Here is a 15,898-nt window from a genome sequence, read left to right on the forward strand (position 1 = left end):
TTGCATAGAAAAATACTTACGGGATAGAGAAAATCTTATTTAAAAGGAATGAATTCCATATTAATGGGTACTGTTACTCCTGCATAAACGATGTTATTTCTTAATATCATTTTTTGCTTAGTAAGCGAAACAACATTAAAAGTGCCATCTAATCCTTGTATATTGATTTTTAGCTTTGTATCATTCTCGATTAACTCCCAAGACCCATAGGCCTGTGCCTGCTTAGAAACTTTATCATATGAACGCACCATGAATGTTTTATCAAAAACATACGTAAGTTCTCCAATCAATTTTGAATTCCCTCCAAATAATGTAGGGTCAACTACTGTACCATCAGTAGTAGTAAAACGGTCAACTTGCCATTCAGAAGACTGAATAACGGTAACTTTGGACTCAGTAGGGTTAACATTATTATCAGAGCAAGCAAAAGTAAGAATTGCAAAAAGGCTTAATAAGAGGAAATTCTTTAGTTTCATGTTGTTGGGAGTTTAAAAATTCAATAATCGAATTTTTCTTTAGCAAAGTTAATTGTTTTCTTCCGAAATTGCCAGAAGTTATACTTTGAACACTATTAAAATACATTAAAGAAACGTGCAAAATAGGTCTTTTATTACATTATTCTGTTTACTATTTGGTCGATTAGCTTTTGCGCAATCCGACTGCCAACCTAGTTTTCAGTACACACCATCTACCCAGAATGGTGTAATTAATTGGGGACAGTTTCCTGAGTTTTCATTGCCATTTAAAATTGTCTATAATGGACCTAGATTCAAAGATGCCGACCGTCTTCCTCTGAAACATGGCTTTACACATTTGGCGAATTTTACAGCGGCAGATGTTAATTTACCCCAACAAAATAGAGCAATTCTGTGGGGGGGCGTAGCCAGTTTGGCTGGTCAGCCTTGGTATGAAATAGAAAGCCCTTGGGCAAATGATTTAACCAAATACAAGCAGAAATGGACTGACGATATGAAAGGAATGGCAGGGCTTTTTACCGATACACAAGGAAAAGCAATGCCCAATTTAGATATTCTGATGTTGGATATAGAACGAGAAATTCCTACTGATCCAAGTATTCGGGGCTTAAAAAGCAACCAAAGTATTCCTGCTCAATACCGTGCTTTATCTGACATTGATTTTACCGAACGCTACAAACGTGATTTATCAAAGCTATATGCTGAACCAATTACTTACCTTCAGCAAAATAGCATTCCGTCAACTACGAATTTTGCTTCCTATTCAGATGCTCCCATTAAAAATACAGAATTCCCTTTAAACTATACTTGGCAAGAATGGCTGACGAGCGATAAGGTGTTGAATTATTATATGAAAGATACAATTACCAACCAAACAGGAGGGAAGTTCTATCAACAAAATACCTTTTTAGCTCCATCGGCTTATTTTTGTTATGAATATAGCTCATTGCCTTATCCTAACATCGCTTATCAATTATTTCAAATTGAAGCCAATGTTGCTCGAAGTAACAAAGACGTAATGTTGTTTCAGTGGCTCACTTATAACAAATGTCAGCCAAGTTCTACTTATGGTTTTAATGTCAATATAAAAAAATACTTAGCCGAGGCACAAGGCATTTTCCCTTTTTTCTCAGGAGCTAAAGGGCTGTGGCTGTGGGAAGGGCCATCTACACCCGATACTGTCAATTACTCAATCTATGAATCTTATATTTATGGATTATACAGACTATCTCAATTCAAAGACTTCTTTACTGGGAATTATCGTTTAGTAATTCCTAAAACCGCTTATGACCATTTTAAAGATCAAGATGCTGTTTGGAGAGGAGTTGTGAAAGGGAATGAAATTTTGATTGCTGCCATAAACGAATTTGCAAGTGATGGAGCTACAACAGAATTAACCGTTCGTTATGGAGATTGGTCACAAAAAATCACTTTAAAAGGTAAAGAAACTTTTTTGTGTAAGTTTACCTTGCCAGATTTACAAAACAACTATGTGCTTTATCCTAACCCAAGCAATGGTAAATATACCTTTGAATATTATGGAGAAGGTTACCTGAAGGGCGATTTTAAAATTTTCGATGCCTTAGGAAGGGAAGTGTATTCAGAGAACTATACTCCAGCCTCAAGTTATATTTCAAGGAAAAAAGAATTTGACTTAAAGCAACCTTCGGGGACTTATATATTGAAATATGTAGAAGGAGAGAAGAGTATTATCAAAAAAATTATTATTAATCAATGAACAGATTAGCCCACGAAACATCACCATATTTATTACAACATGCTCAGAACCCTGTGGATTGGTTTCCTTGGGGAAAAGAAGCACTTGATAAGGCGAAAGCAGAAAATAAACCAATTTTAGTAAGCATTGGTTATTCTGCATGTCATTGGTGCCATGTCATGGAACATGAATGTTTTGAAAAAGAAGAAGTAGCGGAGGTAATGAATCGCTATTTCGTCAATATAAAAGTAGATAGAGAAGAGCGTCCTGATGTTGATGCAGTGTATATGGATGCCGTACAGGCAATGGGTGTACATGGAGGTTGGCCATTGAATGTTTTTTTAATGCCTGATGGTAAACCGTTTTATGGAGGAACATATTTCCCTAAGCCCAATTGGTTGAAATTATTGCAAGCAGTGGATACGGGCTTTAAAAATAGCCAAGAAGAACTACAGAAGTCGGCAGAAGGGTTTACTCAGAATATGTTGTTTAAAGATTCTGAAAAATATGGATTGGTACCTGAAAGCGAGATATTCACCAAATATGATTTGAAAGTAATGGCAGAAAAACTGTCGAGTACTTTTGATGACGTATGGGGTGGGTTTGAAAGAAGTCCGAAGTTCCCTATGCCCTCTATTTGGGCTTATTTATTACGGTACGTTCATGAAACTAAAGACCAAGTAATCTTGCATCATGTTCAACTTACCCTTAACAGAATGGCGATGGGGGGTATTTATGACCAATTAGGAGGAGGCTTTGCTCGATATTCTGTTGATGGTGAATGGTTTTGTCCTCATTTTGAAAAAATGTTGTATGACAATGGGCAATTAGTGAGCTTATATTCAGAAGCTTATTCTTTAACGGGAGTAGCGTTGTATAAAGAAGTTGTCTATGAAACCATCGATTGGTTAACTCGTGAAATGACCAATGAAGAAGGCGGGTTTTATTCAGCGTTAGATGCCGATTCAGAAGGAGTAGAGGGTAAATATTATGTATGGACTAAAACAGCAATTGAGGAAATTTTAGGAGAAGAAGCTGAGGCTTTTTGCCAACAATATCAAGTGACACAAGCGGGAAATTGGGAGCATGGCGTGAATATTCTGTGGAAAAACCAGCCTAGTTTGAATGCAGATTTTAAGGAGCAGATAGCAAAGCTTAACGCTGTAAGAAATACACGTATTCGTCCCGGATTGGATGATAAAATTCTTTGTTCATGGAATAGCTTGATGTTAAAAGGCTTAATCGATGCCTATAGGGTATTTGGTGATGAGAGTTTTTTAACGTTAGCAATTCAAAATGCTAATTTTATCAAAGATAAGTTTATCGTAGGGGAACAATTGATGCATAGCCACAAAAATGGAGAAACCAAGATTATGGGCTTCTTAGAAGATTATGCTACGTTGATTGATGCTTATTTGAATTTATATCAGGCTACTTTTGAAGAAAACTGGTTGCATTATGCGGAGAAACTAACGCTGTATGCCTATGAAAACTTCTGGGATGAGGAAGATGAATTATTTTTCTTCACAGATAAGAATGCGGAAGAGTTGATAGCACGCAAAAAAGAAATTTTTGATAATGTAGTGCCGAGTTCCAATTCAATAATGGCAAGAAATCTATATACTTTAGGGCTGATTTTGGAAAGAGAAGACTTCGGATTATTATCAAAATTGATGCTCTCCAAAATGAAAAATCTATTATTGAAAAATGTAGATTATCTGACTAATTGGGCTTGTTTGTCTACGCAAATGGTCACTAAAACACCAGAAATAGCCATTGTAGGGGATGATTTCCTAACTTTTAGAAAACAAATAGACCAGCAATTTTTCCCTAACAAAGTGTTGACAGGAACTGCTACTGAAAGCCAATTGCCTTTATTGCAACATAGAACGACAAAAGAAGGAGAAACGCTAATCTTTGTTTGTTACGACAAAACTTGTCAATTACCAGTAAAGACAGTTGAGGAGGCTTGGGAACAGATTGTTTAATACAGAAGAATAAAAAATACTAGAAGTATGTAATATGTTATAAATGAGGTTATTAAATTTTATTTTTTCCTATTAGCTGGTGACTTAAGTCCTACTGATTACCCACATCTTTTAAAAAGTTGAAATGTAAATGTAATTATTGATCAAATTAGCTTAAATGTACATAAATAGTCTTTAAAACCAAGCGTTGAAGCCCTTATCTCTAGCGAGGGACTTAAGTCCCTCGCTAGAGATAATCATCTGATTATTAATAATTTACAAACTTATGGGTAATCAGTAGGACTTAAGTCACCTGCTAATAGGAAAAAATATGTTCTATGCTATTTTCAACGCCTGATAAACCGTTACAGGTTGTTCTAACAATTCATCAAATTGAGCTACAAAACTAGCAATATATGGTTGCTGATTATGATTATCCAACCCGCTCATGCTTTCCCATATTTCATGAAAAGTAAAAATGTTTGAAGCTGCGATAGACTGGTGCAAATCGTATTGAATGCATGCAGGTTCTTTACGAGATTCAAACACCAATGCTTCTAAAATGGCTTTTACTGTTTCAACATGTTCTGGTTTACTGTTGACAATGGCCGTGAGATAAATATTCATCAGAGAAAAATGTTAGTTTAAGAAAATTTTACGGAGATGGTCTTGATAAAGACTCATATCTCTTGCAATATTACTATTTTTCTCCACATCGTGAAAATGAATACTATCAAGAGGCGTCATTCCTGTAAAAGCATTCATTCTATGAAAGCCAAATAATGGACCATCATCTACACTTCTTTCCATGAAAAATTCATTCGGCAATGTAAATGCTTCTTTGGGTGCATTCCATGACGTCGTTAGCATATATTTTCTTCCATGTAGCGTACCGCCTGTTCCATAATTGATGGTTGGATTGGCGGATGAACGGCCATCACTACGATAAATTCCTTTGTTGTAGCCCTCTGTAAAAACAATATCAATATATTTTTTCAAATCATGCGGTAATTGAAACCACCAGATAGGCGTATGATAAATAACTACATCTGCCCAAACATACTTTTCTACCTCCTCAGAAGGGTTGTATTCTTCGTTAATATTAGTAGTTTTGATTTCAAAATCAGGGTGTTGATTGAAGAAACTGATACTCTCTTGAAAAATAGTTTCGTTGAATCTACCTCCAGAATGACCGAACTTTTGTCCGCCATTTATTATAAAAACTTTTGTTGTCATCTTTTCTTTTGTTATTAATGGAACAAAAGTATAGCGAGTAATTGTATTATAAAAATAACATGATTTATAGTAATCTATCATGATTATAATAACAAAATGGTTAATTTAGAATGGTATCGAACTTTTAAAGTAGTGTATCAAACAGGGACGCTTACAAAAGCAGCCGAGCAATTATTTATTTCTCAGCCAGGCGTAAGTTTACATTTGAGTTCGCTGGAGAATTATGTAGGCTATAAGCTTTTTGATAGAACAGGCAGAAAGATGATTCCGACTGAAAGGGGGAAAGTACTGTATAACTTTACGGTTCAAGCCCTGAGCAAACTAGAAGAGGCAGAGAAAAACTTTCAAAGAAGTACTGAAAAACATACACCAACCATTAGTTTGGGAATGTGTTTTGAAACCTTTCAGGCTTCTTTAGAAGAATTTATACCAAGTTTTCCCTTTAATATTATCTTACAATTTGGGGAGTACCCTTTGATGATAGAAAACCTAGAAAAGGGAATTATCGATTTAATTGTTACCCCACAAGTGTTAGAAAAAGAAGGAATTGAATATTATCCATTTTCTTCTGAAAATATAGTGATGGTAGGAGGGAATGGAATTGATGTAGAAGCGTTTCAAGAAATACTCTCTACGAATGACTGTGAAGTATTAGAAGCATGGCTTAAAACCCAAAAATGGTATGGTACTACAGGTGATATGGAACATTTAAGGCATTTTTGGCAATTGAATTTTAATAAGTATCCCGATTTTCGACCTAATTATATTGTTCCCAACCTCAACTCTATCGTTCGTTGTTTAGCTCAGGGGCAAGGCTTGGCTATTATTCCTAGTTTTCTCTGTCAAAAAGAACTTGATAAGGGTAATATTAAGCTAATTTGGGAAGGCAAATCAAAGCTAATCAATACACTGTATTTTGCTCATCGAAAAAAAACAGTGTATGAAAAAGAAATAGCATTGATTAAGAAAAATATAGCAAGTAAAATGTGATATTGGATAATTTGCCCTGTAACTGAAAGAGGTATCACAACCAATGATTGTATTATTTAAAGTATATGCTAAAAATCGCTTATTCACCCATCTATCAACACCCTCTTCCCGAAGGACATCGATTTCCGATGCTTAAATATGAACTTATTCCTGAGCAATTATTGTATGAAGGTACTTGTGATAAAGATAATTTTTTTGAGCCAACACCTGTAGATGAACAATGGATTGTTCGCACACATAAGCCACAATATTGGGAAGATTTAAAGTTTCTTAGACTTGACCCTAAAATGATACGTAAAATAGGTTTTCCTTTATCAGAAGAACTTGTACGTAGAGAAACCATCATTACCCAAGGAACGATAGACTGTTGCCATTTTGCTTTAGCAAATGGAATAGCCATGAATGTAGCAGGAGGCACGCATCACGCCTATTCCGACAAAGGAGAGGGCTTTTGTTTGTTAAATGATGTAGCCGTAGCTTCCAATTATTTAATTGATAATGGGTTGGCTACAAAAATATTAATCATTGATTTAGACGTTCATCAAGGGAATGGAACGGCCGAGATTTTTCAAGACCAAGCAAATGTTTTTACATTTTCAATGCATGGACAAGAGAATTATCCCTTGCATAAAGAAAAATCTGATTTAGATATTGGTCTTGAAACTTATACAAAAGATGAGGAATACCTGAATATTTTATATCAAACTTTACCCGCATTAATAGAGAAGTATAAACCAAATTTTCTGTTTTATATTTCAGGCGTTGATATATTAGCAACCGATAAATTGGGTAAACTGAGTATGACGAAAGAGGGCTGTTATAGTAGAGATGAATTTGTGTTTGAACAAGCTATCAATAATAAATTACCTATTGTTGTATCGATGGGTGGCGGATATTCTCCTAAAATTATTGATATCGTCGATGCTCATTGCAACACTTTTAGGTTGGCTCAAAAGATGTTTTTTGATGGTGTATAATAAAAAATCCGCCCCAATAGAGCGGATTTTTTATCTTATTTATAAACAAAATGAAAATCCTAGTTTGATAATTAATCACTAAGTCACTCATTCTCTAAATCACTCAATACTTATACTTAGTAAATAACAAATCATAGTTATACCTTGTTTGTCTATAAAAATATCGTACTAACTGTATCACAGGATTTTCGCTAGTAGTCCAGCTTCCCCTTGACATTGTTGTGGGTTCATCCGCTGAATTCACTTGGTCAAAAAGTGACTTGTATTCATTAAAGAACAATGCTTTTCCTTTGTTTTGAATAAAGGCCAAACACATTCTATATTCTGTGCGGTCTCCTTTTATACCTTCTGCATATCGTCCAAATTTTTCAAAATAATTACTTCTTCTCAAATGTGGATGGTCGCTATAATAATATATCTTATGATAATCTAAATACCAAGGCTTATAAAGCATTTCTGAATAACCCTTGTCAAAGTATTTAAGATAAGGATATTGTATATAAGCATAAAAACGAACCATGTCTAAACTCTTGTCCTCATTCATAAATCTGTGGGCATCCTCAAAATGAGTAGGGAAAATAGCTGACGGTACAAAATCCTCTTGAACATACAAAGTATAGGGCGTTACTACCGCATCCTGCCCCTTGTTAAGGTTATTTCCTAGCCCTTTGTTTTTTGGGGTTGTAATAAGCCTAAAAGAATATTCGGGTTGTATTTTTCTTAAATATGCTTGATGTTCTTCTTTACTGCCATCATCAGAAACCACAATGTCTTCAAAAATACAATCTAAATCCTGAAAGCTTTTCAAAAGGCGTTCTAATGAACTGCTTCTATTATAATGGGTAACTAATAATGTTACTCCGTCAAATTTTCTCATTAGGTAAATGATTTAAAATATTCAAAGTAATTATCCAATTATAATCTTAGCAAAGCCTTTTTTATTTTGTTAACCAGCTTTCTAAACATTCTCCATTTACCACTAAGCGGTTTGAAGTTTTTCCAAGGAGTCATGGCTAAATACCTGAAAAACTCTTGTTTGTAAACTTCTTTAAAATGATAATTAGAGAAAATTGGTTTAATCTCAACAAAGTGTACTAAGTAAGGTTTTTCATCTTCATACAAAGCAAACCAGTTCCATTTTGGGTCAAGTTCCAGCCATTTGTTTGCCAATACAACATTCAATCCGTATTGGTCGCCCATCTTAACGTGGTCTTTGTAGTCTATTAAAGCAGTTATTACTTGGTTTGTTAGTTTTTCTTCACGCCACTTTTTTGGGTTCATCAATAACACACCTGCATTAAAATATTTTGTATCTGGTGCTAATCCTAATTCTTTATAGTTGGGAATCCCTGCCCATTGGCAATCGACAGTTTTAGAATAATCTTGAACAGCACCAACTGTATATTCGCCCAAAGGAATATTCCAGAATTTTGAAATATCGTCTTGTAAAATAATATCTACATCTAAATAAATCAATTTATCTAGCTCAGGGTCAATAATATAAGGTGCGAAAATGCGTAAGAAGGTGGTAAGGGGCATAGACGTAGTATCTACAGGTATTACTATGTCCGCTGGAATGATTTCTTTGCTCTTAAACCATTTCAGTGTAATTCTTGAAGGATCAGCTATGGTTTCAAGTCTACTTTTTGCTTTAGCAGAAATACCGTCATCAATGATATAGAAATCAATATGCTCGTCAGTTTTGTGATTTAGATCTATCGACTTTAGCAAAGCTGCAATCAAAATGGCAAAATGATTATCACTTGCCACCACAATGGTTATTGGTTTCTTTTCAATAGAATTTGACATAATATTATAAATATTTTGGTTTTTGTAAGCTGTGTTGTTATACAATGATGCTAATTTTAAAATTAAATATTTAAGCTATCAGCGTTAAAAAGGTATTAAACCAATAGACTAATCCCTCTAAAGATAATTAAAAATTTAGGTCTTTTGTTATATAGCATATTTTATACCATACTTTCATACAATCTAAAAAAAAAATACACATAATACAATTTACTTTGCTACTATTATAAAAACTTTCTTCATCCGTTCTTTAAAGAATAATTTTAAAAAACAAAAACGGTAAATTTTTGATAATTGCCGTTTTTGTAATATTAGTGAAGAAAAATGCACTATCCTAGTTGTATTGGGGCGAAGAACGCTCAGTTTGAAGGGTGATTACCCAATAATTACATCCTCATTTTAATTTTTTCAAAGATGTGTGTAATCAATAGAACTTAACTCCTTTGCCTAGGATGAGATTTCAAACTATTTGCTACCTTATATAAGTTTGAGCAAAATCTTTTTTAGTTTATTCTGTATTTTTCTTAGTAGCCTCCAGTTGCCACTTATCGGTGTGAAATTCTTCCAAGGAGTCAGCGATAAATATCGATAAAACTCATCTTTAAAAGTTGGATTGAATTTGTAATTCAAAAAAATAGGTTTTATTTCAACAAAATGAATGAGCGAAGGGTTTTCGTCTTTATAAAGCGCAAACCAATTCCATTTGGGGTCTAGTTCTAACCATTTATTGGCAAACACCACATTCAAACCATATTGGTCAGCCATTCTTACATATTTTTTGTATTTGATTAATATGGCAATTACTTTATTAGTAATGTCTTCTTCTCTCCATTTTTTGGGATTAATCAATAATACCCCAGAGTTAAAATACTTAGTATCAGGGGTTAATCCTAGTGCTGCATAGTTGGGTATGCCCGCCCATTCGCAGTCAATAGTTTTAGAATAATCTTGTACTGCACCAATGGTATGTTCATTCAAAGGAATATTCCATAATTTAGAAATATCATCCTGCACAATGGTATCAACATCTAAATAAATTAATTTTTCAAGTGTTTCATCAATGATGTAAGGCGCAAATAAACGAAAGAAAATGCTGATGGGAAAGCTTGAACTATCAACTGGAAAAAAGACGTTATGAGGAACAATTTCTCTACTTTTAACCCATTTAATTGATATTCTTTCAGGACTGACTATCTTTTCAAGTTGACTTTTGGATTCAGCAGAAATGTGGTCTTCAATAATATAAAAATTTATATGTTCATCCGTTTTATGGTTTAAATCAATAGATTTCAATAAAGCAGCAATCAATACAACAAAATGGTTATCGCTTGCTACTACTATTGTTATAGGCTTGTTTTGTTTCATCATGTTAAAATATTATACTTAGTCGTAGGGTTTCTGTTGTGTGCAAAATTTGTATATTAATTACTTTTAAAACAAAAGGTTGATTAATAATAATCAACCTTTTGTTTTAGAAAATAGAAATGTCATCTTTGAAAGGGTCATTTTTTTTCTCTTTTTTTACCTTTTCAAAGGTCACTTTTTTAGTTTTGCATTCAGCTTTCAGTCCCTTTTGAATTTGCAAATTATGCTCAAAAAATTCAATTGCCCGCTGTACTTTCTTCTTATTAATAGTTAAGAAATAAGGCTGACGCCCATTTTTTTGTATCAGCCGAGCATCCAATTTATAGATTGTACCTTCGGGAAAATCTGAAATGATTTTTGTAGGGCAACCAATTTTTAGGTCGCAAGGAATGGCTTGTCCATCAATGGTTTTTAACCTCGGTCGATTACGGCGAGTATCAAAATACACCTTAGCATAAATGTCCAAGAAGATTTTCTTCTCCAATTCGGGCATTTCAGAAATTAGCGAAAGTTGCATTGATTGTTAATGGATTTTAATGGTTTTGATAAAATTATAAACAATTATTGAAATTTTCAATAGTATGGACATTTTTACTTAGAGAAGCTGTTTAAACTTTCCCTTTCGGGTTAAACTAAGTCTTTTAGCATAGCTTGTTCCAAAATTTACTCAACGTAGCTATGCTATGCTTCGCAAATTTTGAAAAAATCAATTCAGAAATACAATACTTTCACCTCGGAAACTGAAAGTTTAAACAGCTTCAGAAGTAAAAAACCATTTTGAAATAATTTATTTTTTACCATTAAAAAAATTAAATGTTCCTAGTGCATAATCCTGTAAAGTAGAACCATGTGTACCCCCTGATTTGGTTATCAAAGTCACATTGCCTCCTTTTGCTTTCATGGCAGCATAAGCAGTAGTCGCGTTCAAATAGAATACTTGTTGGTCGGCATCGCCATGATAAAGTTGTGTTTCTGTTTTAGGAGCCCAGTCAAAAACATCATTATCTTTTACCGCATTCAAGAACTGAGTATCCGTTCCATCATTCACATTTTTCTTGAAGGCATCGGCAAAAGCCAAATTGAAGCTAACTGCTACATTCGCATTGTTGCCATTGGTCTGAATATCAGTAGCATAAGGCTCTTTGAAATAGGTATTCATAGCCCTGTTTAATCCGTAAATACGGTTATAGGTTTGAACAACCCAAATATAAAGCTGATTGTATGCTGAAATACCATGAGTGGTTTCGTTAATTAAATATTTCATAAAGGCAGTTTTGTTGTATGCCCCAGCCCCACAAGAAGATGCCACCAAATTGAATTCTGTTGGGTATTGCTCTTCTATTTTCTTTTGTAAAGACATCGTCGCAAAACCACCTTGAGAATATCCCGTAATCATTAATTTCTTGCTCCAATTTAATTTTTCATTCGTTATAAATTCTTTTGATGCACGAATCATATCTAAACTAGCTTGTGCTAAACTTTCACGATGCTCGTAAGGATGGGTTATGCTCTTAGAAGTGCCATAGCCAATATAATCGGGACAGGCAATAATATAACCATTTGAAGCGAACAAAGAGGCAATAGAATATGACTCACTACTTGTTCCATAATTAGACGGAGCGTCGTTATCTGTCCGAATAGTGCCATGCTGTTGACTAATTAAAGGAATGGATTCAGTAGTTTGCGGAACAATCAGTGCTCCCGAAGCCTGAATTTCTGTTCCATCTGTATTTTTGGTTTTATAAACGATTTTATAAGCCTTAATATCATACTTCAATAAGCCATTGATGAAAATGGCAACGATAGGGTCGTTCACCCCGCCAGTCAATACTTCTGTTCTGGTTTTCAATACATCTTTTGAATAAGTACCAATAAGCGTACTGCTAACTAAATACTGATTGCTTGGAGTAGGGTCTGGAGTAGGAGTATCGTCACTTTTACAGCTTGAAATCCAAATGTTGAAGCAAAAAAACAAGAAGTATAATACTATCTTATTGTGTTGAGGTTTTTTCATTGTTCTTTTTTATGGTTTATAACGAAGAAAATAAAATATTATTTAAGCAACTATGCCAAGTTTAGGCAATTTATTCTGTGAAACTAAAAAAAATAAAATTTATGATTAAACCATTACCATTTACGTTAATCTAAGCGTTTTATATGAATTATCTAAGGTTAACATGAACTATGGAAATCAAAGTTACCACAAAAGAAATTAATTGCAGATAAGTCGCACAATTATTCGTGCTTGTCTCAAAACTGATTGCTTAGATAATGGTTTTTCTAATTTGTGCTAAAATAAAAATCAAATTTTTGCTATGAAAAAAATAAATATTCTCTTAGCCCTAGTCCTATTTTGTTCAAAACTCTCTGCTCAAACCACTATTAATGGTGAAATCAGAGAGATGGCGACACAGAAAATACTTAAAAGTGCCTATGTTTCGCTTGTTAACCTTGCAGATTCTACCAAAAAAAGGACAGTGCCTACTAACGAAGCTGGTAAGTTTCAATTCACTCAGGTAGGTGCTGGCAACTACTCTGTTCGTGTAAGTTTTCTCGGATATAAAGAATACAGACAAGCCGTTACGGTTGCGGATGAAGCGACTATTCCGTTAGCAACCATGTTTTTGATTGAAGATAGCCAAACCTTGAATGAAGTACAGGTAGTTGGACAGGTAGCCGCTGTCATTCAGAAAAAAGATACCCTACAGTTTAATGCTCGTGCCTACAAGGTAAACCCAGATGCCAATGCTGACGAATTGATTGAAAAACTTCCAGGGGCTGTTGTTGAAAATGGTAAGATGCAAATTCAAGGCGAGGAAGTAAAACAGGTAATGATTGATGGAAAGCTTTTCTTTGGAAAAGATGCCACCGCTGCCATGAAAAATATTCCTGCTGAAGTAATTGATAAAATTCAGGTATTTGATCAATTGAGCGAGCAGTCTCAATTGACAGGTTTAGATGATGGTAATACCACAAAAACAGTTAATATCACTACGCGTCCCGACATGAGAAATGGTGTTTTTGGACGTAATGCGGCGGGTGTCGGAACGAATGATACCTATAGAGTAACTTCAAGTATCAATAGATTCAAAGGAAATAGTCGTCTAACACTTTTGTTTCAATCAAACAATATCAATCAGCAAAACTTTTCTTCTGAAGACCTTATTGGTGTAGCAAGCGGAAGTGCACAATCGCGTAGAGGCGGTGGTGGCGGAGGTGGAAACCGTGGTGGCGGAGGTGCTGGCGGGGGCGGTGATAATTCTAGCAATTTTTTAGTTAATAATCAGCCTGGTTATAATTCAACGAATGCCTTTGGTCTAAATTATTCTAACGAGTGGGGAACAAAACTAAAATTGCAAGGGAGTTATTTCTTAAATCAAGCGAGTAATTCAATTGTTGAGAAAACCTACCAACAATATATTCAAAGTTCAAATACAGGACAAACGTATAGTGAAAATAGTAATTCAAGTACAAACAGTTTGAACCATCGTGCCTATTTTAGATTAGAATATAAAATAGATGATAATAATTCATTGGTAATGACACCCAACTTAAGTTTTCAGACGACTGATGCTAACTCAGGGTATGATGGAGTAACCAATTTTAATACTACCAAACTAAATGATGTTACTAATAAAAATGCTAGTAATAACCATGCTATCAATTTTTCAAATAACATTTTATTCAGACACCGATTTGCTAAAATGGGTCGTTCTTTGACTTTCAATGTTACTACAACGTATAATGATAGAAATGCTGACGGTTCATTGAAATCAGTGAATAATTTTTATGGTACAAACCCATCAGCTAGAATCCTTAATCAGCGTTCTCATACTGATGCTAATGGTTTTGGATTATCGTCAAGTTTGTATTATTCCGAACCTATCAGTAAACAAAGTGCTGTTTTCTTGAGTACAAGTTTTGGTTATAATGAAAACCAATCAGAAAAGTATGCCTATAATTTCTCGGATGCAGAGCAAACGTATAGTCGCCTAGATACACTTTTAAGTAACGTTTTTAATAGCGATTATTACAATTATAGAATTGGAACAGGATTTCGTCAGTTTTCAAGAACGATGAATATTTCGGCTGAGGTACGTTATCAAAATGCACATTTAATGAATGAGCAAATATTCCCTAAAGTGTATAACCTTGATAAAAGCTTTAACAATATTTTGCCTTCATTCTCGATGCGTTATAATATTAGTGGTAATGCTAAATCTATCCGTTTTAATTACCAAACACAAACGCAACAGCCAAGTATTAGCCAATTGCAAGAGGTGGTAAACAATAACAACCCATTGAAATTGTCAACAGGTAATTCAGCGCTTATGCAGGAATATCAACACCAACTTTCGTTGCGCTATACAGCAACTAACCCCACTACATTCTCAAACTTTGTTACTTTAATGAGTGCAAATTTTGTAATGGGAAATATTACTAATAGTAGCTTTATAGCAGCCAGAGATACCGTAATCAGTAAAGACATTGTATTAAAAGCAGGTTCTCAGTTATCCCGACCAGTCAATTTAGATGGTCAGTATTCTTTACGAGGATTTATGTCTTATGGTTTCCCTGTGAAGTCTCTTAAATTAAACATCAATACCAACCTTACTGCTAGTTTATCGCGTACGCCGGGTTTGATTAATAATGTTTTAAATTATAGCGATTCTCAGAAGTATGCCCTCGGTTTGGTTGTTAGTAGTAATATTAGCCCAAATGTTGACTTTACGATTTCGTCAAACTCAAACATTAGCTATGTTCAGAACACAGTTTCTTCAAGTTTGAATAACAATTACTTTAATCAAAACTTGAAAGTGCGTTTGAATGTTATTTTCTGGAAGGGCCTTGTATTTAATACGGATGCTACTTATTATTCAAACTCTGGACTTTCTTCATCGTTTAATCAGTCTTATACGCTTTGGAATATGGCTGTAGCGAAGAAATTATTCGAAAAGCAACAAGGAGAAATTCGCTTGTCTGTGTTTGATTTACTGAAATTGAATACAAGTATCCAAAGAAATATTACAACGACGTATATTGAAGATGCTCAATCGAATGTACTTCAACAATTCTTCATGCTTACGTTTAGCTATAATTTGAAGAAGTATTGGAAGAGTTAGGTGTTTAATTGTGAGTTAGTGAGTTAGCGATTGAGTGATTAATTTTTTTTAGGTTTTTTCGAAAAAAGATGAATTTTGAGGAACTATCTATACAAGATTTGAATTTTCCTTAACTCACAACTCACAACTCACAACTCACAACTCACAACTCACAACTCACAACTCACAACTCACAACTCACAACTCACAACTCACAACTCACAACTCACAACTCACAACTCACAACTCACAACTCACA

The 15,898-nt window shown here is 34.3% G+C and carries 13 protein-coding genes; 5 read left to right on the top strand and 8 right to left on the bottom strand.

Features of this window, described 5'->3' with window-relative positions:
* Positions 1–35: 35 nt before the first annotated feature.
* The gene (locus VB264_RS03825) at positions 36–476 is read right to left on the bottom strand and encodes a hypothetical protein (protein ID WP_323246908.1); all 441 of its coding nucleotides are present in this window, start codon (positions 474–476) and stop codon (positions 36–38) included.
* 115 nt (positions 477–591) lie between these two features.
* Between VB264_RS03825 and VB264_RS03830 the strand changes: the two genes are divergently transcribed.
* On the top strand, positions 592–2,214 hold the full coding sequence (locus tag VB264_RS03830; protein WP_323246910.1) for a T9SS type A sorting domain-containing protein: 1,623 nt from the start codon (positions 592–594) through the stop codon (positions 2,212–2,214).
* Positions 2,211–4,181 (top strand): thioredoxin domain-containing protein, encoded by a 1,971-nt coding sequence (locus VB264_RS03835; protein ID WP_323246912.1) that lies wholly within the window; start codon positions 2,211–2,213, stop codon positions 4,179–4,181. Before VB264_RS03830 ends, VB264_RS03835 begins: the two co-directional genes overlap by 4 nt.
* A gap of 315 nt (positions 4,182–4,496) precedes the next feature.
* On the opposite strand, the gene VB264_RS03840 is transcribed toward VB264_RS03835, so the two are convergent.
* On the bottom strand, positions 4,497–4,787 hold the full coding sequence (locus tag VB264_RS03840; RefSeq protein WP_323246914.1) for a putative quinol monooxygenase: 291 nt from the start codon (positions 4,785–4,787) through the stop codon (positions 4,497–4,499).
* Between the two features lie 12 nt (positions 4,788–4,799).
* Complete coding sequence (locus VB264_RS03845) at positions 4,800–5,396, bottom strand: NAD(P)H-dependent oxidoreductase (RefSeq protein ID WP_323246916.1); 597 nt, start codon at positions 5,394–5,396, stop codon at positions 4,800–4,802.
* Between the two features lie 96 nt (positions 5,397–5,492).
* Between VB264_RS03845 and VB264_RS03850 the strand changes: the two genes are divergently transcribed.
* Together VB264_RS03850 and VB264_RS03855 are read left to right on the top strand one after the other, a co-directional pair.
* Complete coding sequence (locus VB264_RS03850) at positions 5,493–6,386, top strand: LysR family transcriptional regulator (protein ID WP_323246918.1); 894 nt, start codon at positions 5,493–5,495, stop codon at positions 6,384–6,386.
* Between the two features lie 65 nt (positions 6,387–6,451).
* Positions 6,452–7,363 (top strand): histone deacetylase family protein, encoded by a 912-nt coding sequence (locus VB264_RS03855; protein ID WP_323246920.1) that lies wholly within the window; start codon positions 6,452–6,454, stop codon positions 7,361–7,363.
* A 103-nt stretch (positions 7,364–7,466) separates the two neighbouring features.
* Here VB264_RS03855 and VB264_RS03860 read toward each other — a convergent pair whose 3' ends face one another.
* From VB264_RS03860 to VB264_RS03880, 5 genes are all read right to left on the bottom strand, one after another.
* The gene (locus tag VB264_RS03860) at positions 7,467–8,240 is read right to left on the bottom strand and encodes a glycosyltransferase (protein ID WP_323246922.1); all 774 of its coding nucleotides are present in this window, start codon (positions 8,238–8,240) and stop codon (positions 7,467–7,469) included.
* A gap of 38 nt (positions 8,241–8,278) precedes the next feature.
* Positions 8,279–9,172, bottom strand: coding sequence for a glycosyltransferase family 8 protein (locus tag VB264_RS03865; RefSeq protein ID WP_323246924.1), 894 nt, complete (start codon positions 9,170–9,172; stop codon positions 8,279–8,281).
* Positions 9,173–9,649: 477 nt separating this feature from the next.
* Positions 9,650–10,540, bottom strand: coding sequence for a glycosyltransferase family 8 protein (locus tag VB264_RS03870; RefSeq protein WP_323246926.1), 891 nt, complete (start codon positions 10,538–10,540; stop codon positions 9,650–9,652).
* 103 nt (positions 10,541–10,643) lie between these two features.
* A complete protein-coding gene (locus VB264_RS03875) occupies positions 10,644–11,054 on the bottom strand; it encodes a hypothetical protein (protein WP_309916119.1) in 411 nt (136 codons plus the stop codon).
* Between the two features lie 270 nt (positions 11,055–11,324).
* Positions 11,325–12,551: an alpha/beta hydrolase family protein gene (locus tag VB264_RS03880; protein WP_323246930.1), complete on the bottom strand. Its 1,227-nt coding sequence runs from the start codon at positions 12,549–12,551 to the stop codon at positions 11,325–11,327.
* Positions 12,552–12,852: 301 nt separating this feature from the next.
* Here VB264_RS03880 and VB264_RS03885 point away from each other — a divergent pair, with 301 nt between their 5' ends.
* Positions 12,853–15,660 carry a TonB-dependent receptor gene (locus VB264_RS03885; protein WP_323246932.1) on the top strand — a complete coding sequence of 936 codons (2,808 nt, stop codon included), beginning with the start codon at positions 12,853–12,855 and terminating at the stop codon, positions 15,658–15,660.
* Positions 15,661–15,898: the final 238 nt, after the last annotated feature.

This window comes from Arcicella aquatica (genome assembly GCF_034928825.1).
Taxonomy (GTDB): domain Bacteria; phylum Bacteroidota; class Bacteroidia; order Cytophagales; family Spirosomataceae; genus Arcicella; species Arcicella aquatica.

Bases quoted from the DNA above. Each gene is read 5' to 3' on its own strand.
- VB264_RS03885 (WP_323246932.1), top strand. From the start codon at position 12,853: ATGAAAAAAATAAATATTCTCTTAGCCCTAGTCCTATTTTGTTCAAAA.
- VB264_RS03880 (WP_323246930.1), bottom strand. From the start codon at position 12,551: ATGAAAAAACCTCAACACAATAAGATAGTATTATACTTCTTGTTTTTT.
- VB264_RS03845 (WP_323246916.1), bottom strand. From the start codon at position 5,396: ATGACAACAAAAGTTTTTATAATAAATGGCGGACAAAAGTTCGGTCAT.
- VB264_RS03865 (WP_323246924.1), bottom strand. From the start codon at position 9,172: ATGTCAAATTCTATTGAAAAGAAACCAATAACCATTGTGGTGGCAAGT.
- VB264_RS03835 (WP_323246912.1), top strand. From the start codon at position 2,211: ATGAACAGATTAGCCCACGAAACATCACCATATTTATTACAACATGCT.
- VB264_RS03850 (WP_323246918.1), top strand. From the start codon at position 5,493: ATGGTTAATTTAGAATGGTATCGAACTTTTAAAGTAGTGTATCAAACA.
- VB264_RS03840 (WP_323246914.1), bottom strand. From the start codon at position 4,787: ATGAATATTTATCTCACGGCCATTGTCAACAGTAAACCAGAACATGTT.
- VB264_RS03870 (WP_323246926.1), bottom strand. From the start codon at position 10,540: ATGATGAAACAAAACAAGCCTATAACAATAGTAGTAGCAAGCGATAAC.
- VB264_RS03855 (WP_323246920.1), top strand. From the start codon at position 6,452: ATGCTAAAAATCGCTTATTCACCCATCTATCAACACCCTCTTCCCGAA.
- VB264_RS03825 (WP_323246908.1), bottom strand. From the start codon at position 476: ATGAAACTAAAGAATTTCCTCTTATTAAGCCTTTTTGCAATTCTTACT.
- VB264_RS03875 (WP_309916119.1), bottom strand. From the start codon at position 11,054: ATGCAACTTTCGCTAATTTCTGAAATGCCCGAATTGGAGAAGAAAATC.
- VB264_RS03860 (WP_323246922.1), bottom strand. From the start codon at position 8,240: ATGAGAAAATTTGACGGAGTAACATTATTAGTTACCCATTATAATAGA.